Annotated in this window: 13 protein-coding genes; 12 read left to right on the top strand and 1 reads right to left on the bottom strand. The window is 48.9% G+C overall.

Going from position 1 to position 14754, the window contains the following annotated elements; translation table 11 throughout:
- Nucleotides 1-25: 25 nt before the first annotated feature.
- Nucleotides 26-2365, bottom strand: coding sequence for a PDZ domain-containing protein (locus tag CRO74_RS16380; RefSeq protein WP_097127157.1), 2340 nt, complete (start codon nt 2363-2365; stop codon nt 26-28).
- A 142-nt stretch (nt 2366-2507) separates the two neighbouring features.
- On the opposite strand from CRO74_RS16380, the gene fahA reads away from it, so the two are divergent.
- From fahA to CRO74_RS16320, 12 genes are all read left to right on the top strand, one after another.
- Nucleotides 2508-3680, top strand: coding sequence for a fumarylacetoacetase (fahA, locus tag CRO74_RS16375; protein ID WP_097127156.1), 1173 nt, complete (start codon nt 2508-2510; stop codon nt 3678-3680).
- A gap of 91 nt (nt 3681-3771) precedes the next feature.
- The gene (locus CRO74_RS16370; RefSeq protein ID WP_097127155.1) at nt 3772-4254 is read left to right on the top strand and encodes a hypothetical protein; all 483 of its coding nucleotides are present in this window, start codon (nt 3772-3774) and stop codon (nt 4252-4254) included.
- On the top strand, nt 4251-4907 hold the full coding sequence (locus tag CRO74_RS16365) for a hypothetical protein (RefSeq protein ID WP_097127154.1): 657 nt from the start codon (nt 4251-4253) through the stop codon (nt 4905-4907). Before CRO74_RS16370 ends, CRO74_RS16365 begins: the two co-directional genes overlap by 4 nt.
- The gene (locus CRO74_RS16360) at nt 4900-5790 is read left to right on the top strand and encodes a flavin reductase family protein (protein WP_097127153.1); all 891 of its coding nucleotides are present in this window, start codon (nt 4900-4902) and stop codon (nt 5788-5790) included. The genes CRO74_RS16365 and CRO74_RS16360 overlap by 8 nt, the downstream gene beginning before the upstream one ends.
- A gap of 258 nt (nt 5791-6048) precedes the next feature.
- Nucleotides 6049-6906: a TraB/GumN family protein gene (locus CRO74_RS16355; RefSeq protein WP_097127152.1), complete on the top strand. Its 858-nt coding sequence runs from the start codon at nt 6049-6051 to the stop codon at nt 6904-6906.
- A 19-nt stretch (nt 6907-6925) separates the two neighbouring features.
- Nucleotides 6926-7057, top strand: a complete 132-nt coding sequence (locus CRO74_RS16350; RefSeq protein ID WP_144035937.1) for a sigma factor — start codon at nt 6926-6928, stop codon at nt 7055-7057.
- Between the two features lie 102 nt (nt 7058-7159).
- Nucleotides 7160-7450, top strand: a complete 291-nt coding sequence (locus CRO74_RS16345; protein ID WP_097127151.1) for a hypothetical protein — start codon at nt 7160-7162, stop codon at nt 7448-7450.
- A 1366-nt stretch (nt 7451-8816) separates the two neighbouring features.
- A complete protein-coding gene (locus CRO74_RS16340; protein ID WP_097127150.1) occupies nt 8817-9515 on the top strand; it encodes a sugar transferase in 699 nt (232 codons plus the stop codon).
- Between the two features lie 45 nt (nt 9516-9560).
- A complete protein-coding gene (locus CRO74_RS16335) occupies nt 9561-10391 on the top strand; it encodes a polysaccharide biosynthesis/export family protein (protein WP_097127149.1) in 831 nt (276 codons plus the stop codon).
- Nucleotides 10392-10438: 47 nt separating this feature from the next.
- Nucleotides 10439-12757, top strand: coding sequence for a GumC family protein (locus CRO74_RS16330; protein ID WP_097127148.1), 2319 nt, complete (start codon nt 10439-10441; stop codon nt 12755-12757).
- A 49-nt stretch (nt 12758-12806) separates the two neighbouring features.
- Nucleotides 12807-13289 (top strand): UpxY family transcription antiterminator, encoded by a 483-nt coding sequence (locus CRO74_RS16325; RefSeq protein ID WP_097127147.1) that lies wholly within the window; start codon nt 12807-12809, stop codon nt 13287-13289.
- 156 nt (nt 13290-13445) lie between these two features.
- Nucleotides 13446-14747 carry a lipopolysaccharide biosynthesis protein gene (locus tag CRO74_RS16320; protein ID WP_097127146.1) on the top strand — a complete coding sequence of 434 codons (1302 nt, stop codon included), beginning with the start codon at nt 13446-13448 and terminating at the stop codon, nt 14745-14747.
- The last annotated feature ends 7 nt before the right edge of the window (nt 14748-14754 follow it).

Here is a 14754-nt window from a genome sequence, read left to right as displayed (position 1 = left end):
GCCACGCCAGCTTCGCACTCACTTACTATTTCAGCGGCAAGGTCAACTTCGTTATTTGCTGATTCCGAATGACCGTTACGTCCATTCGGCCTGTCCAGTTGACTCCCTGCTGTATGGCAATCAGCTTCCCGATGGTTGGCACCTCTTCATCATTGGCCGTTCGGATGACGTCCCCTTTTTTCAGACCCGACTGCGCCAGTTTGCTGGCTGCGGGAATATCGACCACGATTACACCCTTTTCGTCGGGAAGCCCGAAAGCCGAGCGGTCGCCCAGACCGTGTACGTTTCGGAGGGAAGTACCCAGCCAAACCAGTTCCTGAACGCTGTTTTCCAGTTGGGCATTGAGAAGCACAGGCAGTTTAGGGGTTTCGGCAAGGGCGCGTAAGGCGGGCGTTTGTACCCCAAACTGATTCATGAGGAAATTCTGAAACCCTGTTTTCTTCGCCGGACTATCGTCTTTAACGCGATAATCGCCCGTTGCGGCATTCACGAAATGGGGATCGCCAAAGAGGCTGTGGGCATCAGTGCCGTTCTTCTGCGCTTTCTGCAACGCTGCCGCATCGGGGAACAGGTTGGCATCAAGCTCTTTTCCCCATTGGGTAATACCGATGGGCGCGTAAGACCGCATGACAATATTCCGACGGAACACATCACCACTGGTGGCAAACCAGACGTGTGGGTGGAAGGAGTTATTAATCAGAATATTGTTCTCGGCTACGCGCTGAAACCCCTCCCGAAACTTGAGACCGCCGTTCAGGAAAACGTTGTTGTAAATGTGGTAATTACTGCTGCCATCGTCCAGGTCAACATCCCAGCCGTGGTCGCACCGAAACCGGTTGTTTCGGATAATGACCGGGGCCTGGGCATCGAGCAGGATCAGTTCGGGATGAGCGACCGCCACACTGTCCATTGTGCCCCGGTTCGGATGCCAGAAGCGGTCGCGGCCCCAGGAGTTGAACGCCCCATGATCGCCTGTTTCGAGAACGGTATCGAACACATCGTTGAATTCGAGCAGGTGACCGCCCCAGGTTCCGTCGTTGATGTTGATACCGGCGCGTGGCACCTGATAAATGGAGTTATGCCGCACAACGATGCCCGAAGCCATCGAAATCTGAACCCCCGCCGATTGCTTTTCGAGTTGCCCGATGTGGTGAATCAGGTTGTCTTCGGCTACACACTGCGCCGGATAGGCCTCATTTTTCGGCCCCGGCTGCTTATCCAGTTTCGCGTACGGCACGAACAATTCGTACCGGAATGCCGGTGAGCGCACCGCCGACGAATCGCCCACGAAGCAGATGGCGCTCGCTCCGATATGGTGCATGTGTGCCCCTTTGATCACCGCGTTTCGGTTATAGCGGCTGATAAAAACGGCGTTGCCGCCCAAATCAGTAAATTCGCAGTTGTCGATTCGGCAGTTTTCCGTGTTCTCCAGAAAAACGGCCCCACCCCGGTAAATCATCCAGTCGCCCCGCAGTAATGGCTCGTAAGGCTCCATGAACGTACGCTCGGCGTTGACGAACCGGATGCCCTGAATCCGTACATGTTTGAGAGGAGTTTTTGCCTCACCAACCAGTTCGACCAGACCTTTCAACCGCGACACTTCGACGGTCGCGGTCGTCAGATCGACGCCGGGCGCCGGAATCAGGGATAGTTTGTGGGTAGTTTTATCGTAAAACCATTCGCCGGGCGCGTCGAGTTCTTCGGCGATGTTTTCGACAAAACGCTCTTTGGGGTGCATGGGAGCCGGTCGATTATTTTGCCAGCCGCCTTCCATCGTCACCTCATTCGTTTTTTTACCCGTAATCCGGTAGTGAAAATCGCCCCATTCGCCCCGGTGCAGGGCGTGGACGTACCCACCCGCTGGAGCCTGCCACCGGCTGATACGCGCTTCGCTGATAGCGTCGGCGGCTGTTCCGTTGAACACGCGGGCCCTGGCGTCGTAGTTCGGGTAGCGGGCCAGAATCTGTTTTTTGCCATTGATAAAAAGCTGCTCAAAAGCCGGGCCTGCCACATCGGCCGTCCATACGTTTCCGGTACCTTTTTGCCAATTTGCCCGCACCGGCCTACCTCCGCTCACCTGCACCCGCTCTGCCTGATAAGCACCGATCAGCAATGCCTTCCCCTGGGTAATTTGCGGATCGATGTGCAGGGTTGCGGGCAGAAAGTACATCCCTCCCCGCAGTAGAATCTGAACCCTGTCGGCGGGAGTCTCTTTCACCTTTTCAAGGGCTTTCTGCACCGTTGCCAGCGGTCGGGTCAACGTGCCCGGATTGGTATCACGGCCCGACGGCGAAACGAACAGGCGAGTTTGGGCCGTGATCGTTGATGTAGTGAGAGACAGAAAGAGCAGAATTCGGTTTTTCATGAAGGCAAGGGGCTATACAAGTGCTACTCTACAAAGAGACTCAAGCCGGGAATCTATCGGATTGTATGGCTTTCGGTTTGGGGTAGCTCCGGGGGAATTCCTTTACTTTTGTACTAATCCAACGCCAACCGTTTCAACCCTTATGCTTTACGGCATTTTCAGTTACGACATCGCCAGCCCCCGCGTGGGTATCCAATACAAAGACCTCGTTCTCGACCTCGAAGTGGTGAGTTTGCTAGGTTATTTCGATGATCTATCCATCGACCCCACCGTATTTGCCCAACCGGCGCTGAACGACTTTATCGCCCTCGGTAAACCGGCTCACCGCGCCATCCGACAACGACTGAACGAGCTACTCGACAATGACACCGCTGCGCTGGCCGATGTTCACGATCAGGTTTTTATTCATGAATCGCGGGTGACACTGCACTTGCCCGTTCGGATTGGCGATTACACCGATTTCTACGCGGGTATTCACCATGCCGAAAATGTGGGGCGCATATTCCGGCCACAGGGCGACCCGCTGCTGTCTAATTACAAACAGCTTCCTGTAGGCTACCATGGCCGGGCGTCGTCGATTGTGGTTTCCGGCACGCCCGTCCGCCGACCGAGCGGCCAGTTTATGGATGACAATCGGTTAACCTTTGGTCCGTCGAAAGCGCTGGATTTTGAACTGGAACTGGCGCTCATCATCGGTAAAGAAAACCCGCTGGGCGAACCCATTCCTATGGAAGAAGCGGAAGACTATATTTTTGGGGTTGCGCTGTTCAACGACTGGTCGGCGCGGGATATTCAGCGGTGGGAATACCAGCCGTTGGGGCCGTTTCTGGGGAAAAACTTTGCGTCTAGCCTGGCGGCCTGGGTGTTACCGTTCGATGATCTGGAGCCGTTTCGGGTGGCGGGCATGCCGCAGGACCCCACGCCCCTGCCCTATCTGCAAACCTCTGCGCCGGGCCATTTCGATCTTGAACTGGCCGTGTGGCTGCAAGCTGCCGATGGTGAGACCGTCTGCATTGCCCGTTCCAATACCAAATACCTCTACTGGAGCTTCGCCCAGTTGATTGCGCACCACACGGTTGGCGGCTGTAACCTGCGCGTTGGCGACCTGCTGGCCACCGGCACCATTTCCGGCGACACACCCGGCAGTTACGGCTCGCTGCTCGAACTAAGCTGGAACGGCGAGCGTCCCCTTCATTTATCCCACACAACCGCCCGTACCTTTCTGGTCAATGGCGATACGGTAACCTTGCAGGGACACGGTTTTCACAAGGGCATTCGCATAGATCTTGGCGAGGTTACGGGGACAATCATTTAAGTTTACGTCAAGGCACGACTATAAAATTTACTAAGTCCAACGCATCCGTCCAGTTAAGGGTCAGTCGTTTACCTACCTCCTTTTGCGTTTTATGCGACCTGTTTTTACCCTGTTATTGATGGCATTTGGCTTATCGTTTGCGCTGATGAGTTGTGAGAACTGCGGGCCGTCCCGAGAGCCCTTTCTCAATTTGTCGCTGCAACTGACAACCCCCGCGAAGATCGACACAATCTACGCCCTCGATGCCCGGAATCCATTGCCTAAGCAACCGGTATCGACATCAATCGTCACCAGTGGAATCTGGCTCGAACTGCCCCTAAACCTCAATGCCAACCAGAGTCGGTACGTGTTTCAGCTCAATGGCCGCCGGGATACCGTCACCGTTTTTTACCGACGCTCCTTCGCCTTCCGAAATCAGCGATGCGGCTATGTGCTGGATCTGTTCGAACCGGACGGAATCCCCGCCAAGACAACTCAGGGCACTGTTTCCAGCGTATCGTACTGGCAAAATCGAAACGGTTCGTTTCCCGGTGGCCCGCAGGAAACGCACATTGAACTAGCCCTACGCTTATGAAATCACGGCTACTTTTGATGGGATTACTGCTCGCTCCCTCGGTGAGTTTCGGACAAAAGAGTCCTTCGGTACTCATTGGTGTCGATGTGCTGAAACCCGTTTTCTCCGCCGTTGGACCGGCACATAATGCTTACCGATTGGCCGAAGCTACTGTTAAAATCCCACTGTCGACAACGTATTTATCCATCGTTGGCGGGTATGCCGGTCTCCGCTCCGATACTATTTTCCGGAACATACGGCTTCACGATGAAGGCTATTACCTCAAAGTGGGTGTTGAACGCATAGGCGATGGTGGGCTGGTACTTGGCTGGCACGGGCTGGTTTCGTCGTACCGTCAATCCGGCACGTACTTCTTCAAAGGCACTACATTCGGTGACTACGAAAGCCCTATTCCCGACCTGTCCAATCTGGCCATTGGACTTGAAGGCATTCTTGGGCATCAGACGGCGCTCTCACCCCGATTTTTACTCCGCTTTACGGGCCGGGTCACAACAGCTGCCATCTTCGGTACCAAAGACGGCGGAGTACCCCCGTATTTTGTCCCCGGAATCGGGCATGTAGCGGGAAATTCGTTGGTATATAGTGTTGGGGTTGGTATACATTTGTTCTATCAACTTCACCCGCGCCCAACGGCCACTTCATTGCATGACTAAAACTGTTCGCCCGGCGGATGTGCCCCCTAACGAATTTTACCGGTACATGATCGGTACGATTGGGCCGCGTCCCATTGCCTTCGCCAGCACCATTGCTGCCGATGGCACCGTCAACTTAAGTCCGTTCAGCTTCTTTAACCTCTTTGGCTACAACCCGCCAACGCTGGTTTTTGCCCCGACCATTAACCGGCACGGGCATAAAAAACATACCCTGCTCAATCTGGAAGAGGTTGGCGAGGTAGTCATCAACGTCGTTAATTACGCCATGGTGGAACAAATGTCGCTGGCCAGTGCCGAGTTTGAGCGAGGTATCAATGAGTTTGAAAAAGCCGGATTTACCGCTGTTCCGTCCGATCTGGTTCGTCCGCCAAGGGTTGCCGAATCACCAGCCGTTTTTGAATGTGTCGTGAAGCAGATCATTGCTTCGGGCGAGGGGCCAGGAGCCGGGCATCTGGTTATCTGCGAAGTGGTGGCGGGTCACTTTCACGAGGCTATTTTCACCGAAAAAGGCACCGTCGATCCGCATCTGATCGACCTTGTTGCCCGGATGGGTGGCGACTGGTACTGCCGTGCGCAGGGCGATGCGCTGTTTGAAGTAGCCCGCCCGCAGACAGGCATCGGCGTTGATACCATTCCCGTCCACATTCGTAACAGCGCCATTTTATCAGGGAATGACCTCGGGAAACTGGGCAGCATTTCAGAATTGCCCACCGCCGACGAGGTGACGGCCTTTCTGGAATCCGGCGCGTTGACGGCGTTATTTGACGAAGCCAGAAACGGCTGCCAATACCTCCCCGACCTGCTTCATTTGCGGGCTAAAAACCTGCTGGCCGAGCGCAACGTCAAAGAAGCCTGGCTAACGCTGCTGGCGACAGGAGGTTGATTGGCGATTATCAGTTTATTTGTAGTGCTGTCATCTTTTATTGGTAACCTGTTTAAATTTTTATTTTTCAAGTTGAATTAGGCGTTTTTTGTCATCCCGAGGAACGAGGGATGACAAAACCAGCATCGAAACAAAAGTTTAAACAGGTTTTAGACATAGTCACAGACTATACCGAGCAGAAAAATTTTCACTCCTGCTGTACTATTTAAATCAACCCGGCGACCTATACGTCAAACACAACATTAATAACCCGCAACCATGCTTAAGAAACTATTTTTAACGTTTACCCTGACTGGACTAACAACGTTTGGCTTTGGTCAGAACAAGTCTATGCTTTGGGAGATATCGGGCAAGGATCTCGCCAAACCCTCGTACCTTTTCGGAACCATTCACCTCATCTGCCCTACCGATTTCGCCATTACCGAGCCGATCAGGAAAGCCCTGTCGAGTACAGAGCAGGTGTATCTGGAACTGGATATGGACGATCCGCAAATGATGCCCAAAATGCAGAAAGGCATGATGAATACGGGTGGGAAGTCGTACAAAGAATGGCTCAAACCCGACGATTACAACCTGCTGAATGACTATTACAAAAGCAAAATGGGCGCGGGCCTCGCTCAGTTGGGAATGCTCAAACCCCTGGCGCTGATGTCTATGAACTACATGACACTGCTTAACTGCCAGCCCGAATCCTACGATATGACCTTCGCCAAAATGGCGTCGGAGCAGAAAAAGGAAGTCCTGGGGCTCGAAACCGTGGAATCGCAGTTCGACGTTTTCGACAAAATTCCGGTCGAGAAACAAGCTGCCGAATTGGTGGAGATGGTCCGGAATCAGGAAAAGGCACGTACTGAATTCAATCAGCTAATCACCCTCTATAAAGCGCAGGACCTCGATGGACTGCTCAAACTGATGCGGCAGAGTGAGTTTAGCGACATGGCGGGGTATGAAGATGTACTACTCAATGACCGCAACGCCAACTGGATTCCGACGATTGAGCAGGCCGTTAAGCAAAAACCCACGTTTATTGCCGTTGGGGCCGGTCATCTGGGGGGCGACAAGGGCGTTATTCAGTTACTCCGCAAAAAAGGCTACACCATAAAAGCCGTGAACTAGCTGTTCCCTGACAAACGCCATGTCTTCCGCGCCGGATTCCCTCAACCTCATCCGACAGCATCAGAAGATCATCCACAAGGTCTGCCATTTATATATTAACAACTCCATCGACCGGGAGGACCTGTTTCAGGAGATTCTGCTGAATGCCTAGACGTCATGGCCTATTTCGGAATGACCCTCGTTTCACGGCCTAGCTCTATCAGATTGCCTGAATACCGCCATTTCTTACTTCCGTAAGAAAAAGAAAATAACCATGCAGCAGGTGTTGGACAGCAAACTAGCGCTGGCCCATGCCCCGTACGATGATGATGGTACACCATTCGATGGCTTACGGGCATCGTCGGTGTCATTAGTATCGTACAGATCATCGCCTTTAGCTGGCAGTACCAACACTGAAGGCGTGCAACCCGAAGTTACCGACCTGCGTACTTATTTACAGCGCCAGATCAAGGTCGCAGAACGATTTATCCGAATCCACTTTAGCTTTTGCCTATGGGCGGAGCCCATCATTTTTTCATGGGCGGCTACATCGGTTACACGGTAGCCGCCTGGCAAATCAACGATCCCTTTTTGCTTCCACTAAACAAATTAATACAAACAAACCCACCTTTTTTATGCTGTTAGCCTTACTAACTGCGGGTTTGATTGGCCTTCTTCTTTTAATAAAAGTGTATATACAACGGCTATACGGACGTCATCTCGATCAATTAAAAAAACTGTCTGTAAGAGTTCGATAAGTAGCTAAAAACAACGCGTCTTTACTGTCGGTAAATGCCCACAAAACCGATTAACAGGACCGTTGCTTTACGGGCAATTTAAAGCACCTTTTGTCATCATGAATAACTAACTATAATTTACTCTATACCCCTATTTTGGTTTATCTTACATCAATTTTATTTAACAAAACTACCATTTGAGCAATTTTTTCCTGCCTATTTGCTACTATAAAAAAAGTTTAGTTACTTGTTTTCGTAAGCTTCACTTACTTCCCTGAAAGCTACAAATCGAATAAATACACTTCCTCATAAAGTACAATATCACTCGTGTGGAAACGATCGTATACTTTCTGTCTTTTACCCGTTACTACTTCGTTGACCAAAGACGCTAATTCTCGTGTTTGTAAGAAAGGTCTTTGTAGAAAATGGATAAACAACAGTTGTCCAGTCTGTTGAAACTCTCATTAACTTATTGTTAAATCCTTATTGATCAAGTGTTTAGTGTACCAATTAATAACAAGCCGATACATCTTTGTAACTTCTGCTAATCGGGTCAATTAGTAGAAATCCTGTAGACCCCCCAAATCGCCGAAATTTTTGGACAGTAGGTTAGAGAAGTAAGAGAATAGTGAAATAATTATATAATTCCCATATTAGATTAAGCAATTTTCAGAGTAGTAAAACTGCCTAAAAAAAATTTCTAAGTAGCGGCTTTTTTTTTCAGACGGCAATCATAAAAAAAATACTATAATTTCTCTTCTTAGTTTTAGATTATTTATTTACATAAATTTTTAAAAGGCAACAAATAAATTATAAAACATTATTTTTAAGAAATATAGTAAACATAATGCGGCTATAATGACAGTTTTTGCGGCACTGTGGTAACAAATTTTAGAGTTAATACAAAAGTCCCATTAAATAATTTATCCTATTTTCTTAGTAGTACTCAAGTAATTTTGTGACTAAAACAGCGTCTAAAAGTTGAAGCAAGTTATAACGGTAAGCTTTAAGAGGCTACTGTAACTTTTACAGACAGTTTACTTACTACGCTTGCCTTATTAATTTTTTCTACGGGTTGTAAATTTCACATACCGGTTTTAGGCCATGACAAACACAATCGTTTCTTCAAGGGAAAGTAACAAAGACTGTGAACTAGATACAATCGAAGTAACACCAAGCTTTAGCCAAAGAAACATGGAAAACGTTCTTTCAAAATTCTACCTTTCGACCAAGCCGACAAGCAATTTATATTTACAATGGATCGAAGATGAAAGCTTCGTCATTGATAAATCGAATTCTTTCTATTTACTCGTTGGTAAACGAATAGTTGACATACTAATCTCAACTGTAGTTATTGTGTTTGTCCTGAGTTGGTTGTTACCAATAATTGGCATTATCATTTTTATAGATTCTCCCGGATCTATATTCTTCATACAACCCAGAACTGGTTACAAAGGAGCTTGCTTTCCCTGCATAAAATTTCGTACGATGTACAATAGCAAGCAGACGGAATTTAAGCAGACCAGTTTCAATGACAACCGGGTAACACGGGTTGGTCGGTTCTTACGGAAAACAAATCTCGATGAATTACCTCAATTCATTAATGTTTTGCTCGGGAGTATGAGTATCGTTGGGCCTCGTCCACACGCGGTACAACACGATGTTCTTCATTGGACATCCATGACTTACCGCAATCGGTACACAATAAAACCGGGTATTACGGGTCTTGCCCAGGTACGCGGGGCACGGGGCGAAACTGAGAAATCTCAAAAAATGGATCACCGCGTTCGCTACGACCTTTTTTACATCAAACAGAGAAGTTTTCTGTTCGATATGAAAATATTTTTCCTCACTATTAAAACAATGCTTGAAGGTGATAAAAATGCCTGGTAATCCGGCAACCCGATTAAGTATACTTTTCACCGACAACGTATTGATATGACCACCTCCATTAACAGACTGACTTTAAACAAGTTCTGTATAACATTAATTAACTTCGGTTTTTTAATGGTCTTTTTTTCAGCATGTACATCAACTAAATCAGTGATCTACTTTCAGGGGGGTCGCCAGATAGATACCGCAAGCTACAGTACACTACAACCAGTAACGCCCTCACTATCAGTTATTGAAAAAGGAGATATTCTTGCCATCGTTGTAACAAGCTTAAGTGAAGAATCGAACGAGCTCATCAACTTCCCTAACGTTCACCCGCTTAACCTAACGATCTTTCCGGGGGCAACCACGCAGGGACAGCAGCCTTTGGGTTACATGGTCGATGAAGCAGGAAACGTTAATATCCCGCTCGTTGGCAACGTAAACTTAGTAGGATTGTCGATAAAAGATGCCAATAAACTTTTGGTCGAAAAACTTGGCAAATACCTCACCAATCCTTCGGTAACGGTTCGTCAGTTGAATTACAAAGTTACCGTATTGGGGGAAGTTAACCGCCCAGGCATTTTTAGTTTACTTGATAACAAAACAACATTGCCTGACCTGCTAGGAATGGCCGGTGATTTAACGGTTTTTGGCCGTCGGGATAATGTGATGCTTATCCGAATGAACGGGGCAAAGCGCGAAGTTATCCGCCTGGACCTAACCTCCAGAAGCGTGCTGAACTCACCTTATTTCTTTGTTCAAAATAACGACGTTGTTTATATAGAACCGCGTAGTGGAAAACTGACATCCGCCGACCGTACGTTTCAGTTATTACCTATTTATTTAGGGTTAACATCCACATTATTATTTCTGGCAAATATCCTGTTCAACTAGCCCGAACAGCCATATTTCAGAAACTCACGTTATAAATAAGACTAGAAATGATTGACAATCAGTATAACTATTCGACGCCAAATAAGCCCGTGAATATGCGCTTGTTTTTTTCGAAGTATTTACGCAATTGGTACTGGTTTGTTATTGCATTGGTAGCTGCCCTGGGTGGTGCCTACTATTACCTTCGCAACACAACACCAATTTATCAGGTAAGCGCGGCTCTCCTTATCAAAAAAGAGGATAAGGGTATGATTGGTGATGACATCATCAAAAGCGAAAACAGCAAGCCAAGCGAAAAAAATATCGAGAATGAAATTGAGACATTAAAGTCCCGCACATTGATTCAGCGGGTGGTCGATGATTTGAATTTGAACATCGCCTATTTTCAAAAAGGGGATGTTCGGGATGATGAAGAAATTTTTGATTCGTCGCCTATTCATGTAAACGTAATTAAGCTTAATCCAACGGCTTATTATGCGCCAGTTTCTGTACATATTCTGAATCCAAAGCAGTATGAACTGCTGGATGAAGAAGGCAATAAGAAAGGGGAATATAACTTTAACCAGGTAGCAAAAAGTGATTACGGTACGTTTAACGTAACGTATATCGATTCGCTCTATAACCCCGAAAAAAACGTAATTAAGGTTGCTTTTTACGACAAAGAGTCAACAATTCAGCAATATCAGGGAGCAGTCAAAGTAGAACTGAACAACCAGAAGAGTACGGTACTTAAGCTGGGCATGGAAACGTCGGTGCCCTCAAAAGGGAAAGCGATTCTGGCCAAGCTGATGGACGAGTACACGTTCGCAGTCCTGACAGATAAGAACAAGGAAGCGGCCAGTACGATGCAGTTCATCGACGAGCGCCTGCGTATGATTACCGGCGAGTTAGGTAACGTTGAAAAAAACGTAGAATCCTACAAGAGTGAAGCTGGCATAACGGATCTGAGCGCGGAAGGAAACCTGTTTCTGGAATCGGTAAAAGATAATGACGCCCGCCTGAACGACGTTGATATTCAGCTGAAGATGTTAAGTGGGGTCGAGAGATATTTGAGAAGCAGCCAGGACGGCGCGGCCCCCGCTACGGTGATGGGGAATGATGCTGTTTTGTCTGGCCTGTTGAGAAAACTAAGTGATCTTAGCACACAGCAGGAAAAATACAACCGGACAACCCAGCCCGACAACCCTTATCGGCAAACGATTGAGGCCCAGATTGCCAGTACCAAGGCCTCTATTCTGGACTACGTTTCTAACCAGCGGCAGAATTTGCTGGTAACGCAAAGCAGCCTGAAACAGCAGAATGGCCGCTTTACCTCGTCTATCCGAACGATTCCCCGCAAGGAGCGCGAGTTTGTGAATATTAAGCGCCAGCAGTCCATCAAGGAAAACCTGTATTTGCTGCTCCTTCAGAAAAAAGAAGAGACAGCCATTGCCCATGCGCCTTCCATTACGGATAGCCGCGTTATGGATGCACCGTACAGTTCTCCGGGGCCAATTAAGCCAAGTCACAGTAGCATTTACATGCTGGCCGTCTTCGCAGGACTGCTTATTCCGGCCGGGTTTATCAGCGCGCGTGGCCTGATGAACGACAAAGTACAGTCGCGAAAGGAGATCGAAGAAGAAACAGGCATTGCGGTGTTCGGTGAGATCACCAGGAAGCCAAAACAGCTTAAGAACAACATTGTTGACTTGACCAGCCACTCGCTCATTGCCGAGCAGTTCAAAATTCTCCGGGCCAATTTACAGTATGCAGCCCGGGAAGATGGAGCGGTAGACGGGCAGGTGATTTTGATCACTTCGTCGGTTAGTGGAGAAGGCAAGAGCTTTGTCAGCATAAACCTGGCCCTGAGCCTGGCGCTGCTCAACAAGAAGGTCATTGTCCTGGAACTGGATCTGCGTAAGCCCCAAACGGCTCAGTACCTGAACATGACTCAGCTCGACAAACCGGGTATCTCCAGCTATCTCGATGGCCGGATTGGACATGAGCAGTTGATTCAGCAAACCCAGGTTCATCCTAATCTGTACTTCATTTCGAGCGGTCCAATTCCTAATAACCCAACGGAGCTGTTGTCTAACGGACGCATTCAGGTATTGCTCGATCAACTCCGCAATGAGTTCGATTACATCATACTGGATACTCCTCCGGTGAGTATGCTGGCCGATGCCACGCTGCTGGGACCCTATACCGATACGGCTTTTTACGTCGTACGCCACGAGTACACCCCCCGCAACTACATGCGTTTGCTGTCTAACCTGAACGACAGCCACAAGTTCAAATCGCTGAACGTCATTGTCAATGCCGTTAACTACCCTAACAGTGAGGATTTCGGCTATGGCTACAGCTACCCGAAGCGCAAAGCGTACTAAGCGTTGCTACAGGCTGTTAACGGCCTACTAATCAACAAACGTTAAGATTATGCCTTGGTTCGTTCTTTATACAAAGTCTCGAAATGAGAAAATCGTTGCGGAAAAACTACGGGCAAAGAACATAGAGGTGTACTGCCCTATGATCAAACGCCCCCGCCAATGGTCTGATCGGGTTAAGGTAGTAGAGGAGCCCCTGTTCCGCTCCTACTGTTTTGTGAGGCTGGAAGAACGGCAACGGCATGAGGTATTCTCGGTACCCGGCCTCGTTCGGTACCTGTTCTGGGAAGGAAAACCAGCCATTGTTCGCGACGCCGAGATCGACTCAATAAAGTCGATGCTGGCCGATGTCGATCATCAATTGATTCAAATCAAACCTTTACGTCCGGGTACGCAGATGACCATCAAATCGGGTTCGTTCCGCGACTCGACTGGCACCGTTATTCGCCAGGATGGCAAGATCGTTACCGTTGTGCTGGAGTCGCTCCAGATGGTATTGAAGGTAGATCTGACCACTACCGCTATTGTCGGGTAATTACCCGTCGGTCAGGTTAATGCAAGCGTACAAAGAGTAAGTGCATAGTATTTGGCCCAATCATAGGTCTCCGAATGGGACTGAAAGGGCGGAGCCATACAAGCAGGTCATGGTAGCGTCAATCTGCCGGACCGATTTTAATAAGTACCCCAATTCATGAAGGAAGCCATTTCAGACCTAACTAATAACCCGTCTTATGCTAAAATATGGCATTGGATCAAGCTTATTTCCATTACCGGCACGGCGCAGGTAGCGGTTCAGGCAATTGGCTTTATCAGTGGTATCCTGGTCATTCGCTTGCTGCCTACGCACGAGTATGCATTATATACGCTGGCCAATACCATGCTGGGTACCATGACAACCCTGGCCGATGGCGGCATCTCTACGGGCGTTATGGCCAAGGGGGGCAAAGTGTGGCAAGATAAACAACGGCTGGGCGAAGTGCTGTCTACGGGATTTAACCTGCGGAAAAAGTTTGCGGTTGGCAGCCTGTGCGTTGCCCTGCCCATACTGGTTTACTTACTGCACCACCACGATGCCAGTTGGACAATGTCGGTACTGATTGTGCTGTCTCTGATTCCGTCTTTCTTTGCGTCGCTGTCGGGTACGCTGCTGGAAATTGCGCCAAAGCTGCATCAGCAGGTCGCTCCGCTGCAAAAGATACAGGTGGGTGTTGCACTGAGCCGGTTAGCCCTGCTCAGCCTGAGTATCTTCACGTTTCCCATCACGTTTATCGCGATCCTGTCGGCAGGGTTTCCCCAGCTATGGGCCAACCGGCAGATACGGAAGATATCATCGGCCTTTGCCGACATGGGGCAACCCGTTAACCTGACCGACCAGAAGGATATTCTCTTCATGGTTAAACGGTTACTGCCCGAATCGATTTATTACTGCATATCGGGGCAGCTTACCATCTGGCTTATTTCCATTTACGGCTCTACGTCGGGGGTGGCTCAGGCGGGTGCGTTGGGTCGGTTGCCGGTTGCCATGACGTTGTTCACGGTATTGTTCGGGTCGCTGGTGTTGCCTGTTTTCAGCCGTACACCGGGTATCAAAGCCATCGTCGTTCAGCAGTACCTAAAGATACAGGCCGGTCTTGTTCTGCTGGGCATCGGCATTGTGGGAGGAGTAGTCATTTTCTCGGGGCCGATCTTAAGCGTTCTGGGGCCTCAGTACACGAGTTTAACCAGCGAGCTGATCATTATGATGGTGGGCAGCACGATTGGTTTTATTGCCACTTCCGCATTTTTTCTGTCTTCGAGCCGAGGCTGGGTCATGAACCCCGCCATCTCGATTACCGTCAGTATTGCGGCCACTATAATTGGCGTATCCATCATTGATGTGTCGACCCTTAAAGGGATTTTCTGGCTCAACATCTTTACAAGTATCGTGCATCTGGTTATGCACGTGGCGTACGGGATTCACCGAATTGTGACCCTGAAAAACGACGCCAACTAAACTACGA

It is taken from the genome of Spirosoma fluviale (assembly GCF_900230225.1).
Lineage (GTDB): Bacteria > Bacteroidota > Bacteroidia > Cytophagales > Spirosomataceae > Spirosoma > Spirosoma fluviale.
The sequence above is the reverse complement of the archived record's forward strand: the minus strand, read 5'-3'. Positions and strand labels throughout refer to the sequence as shown.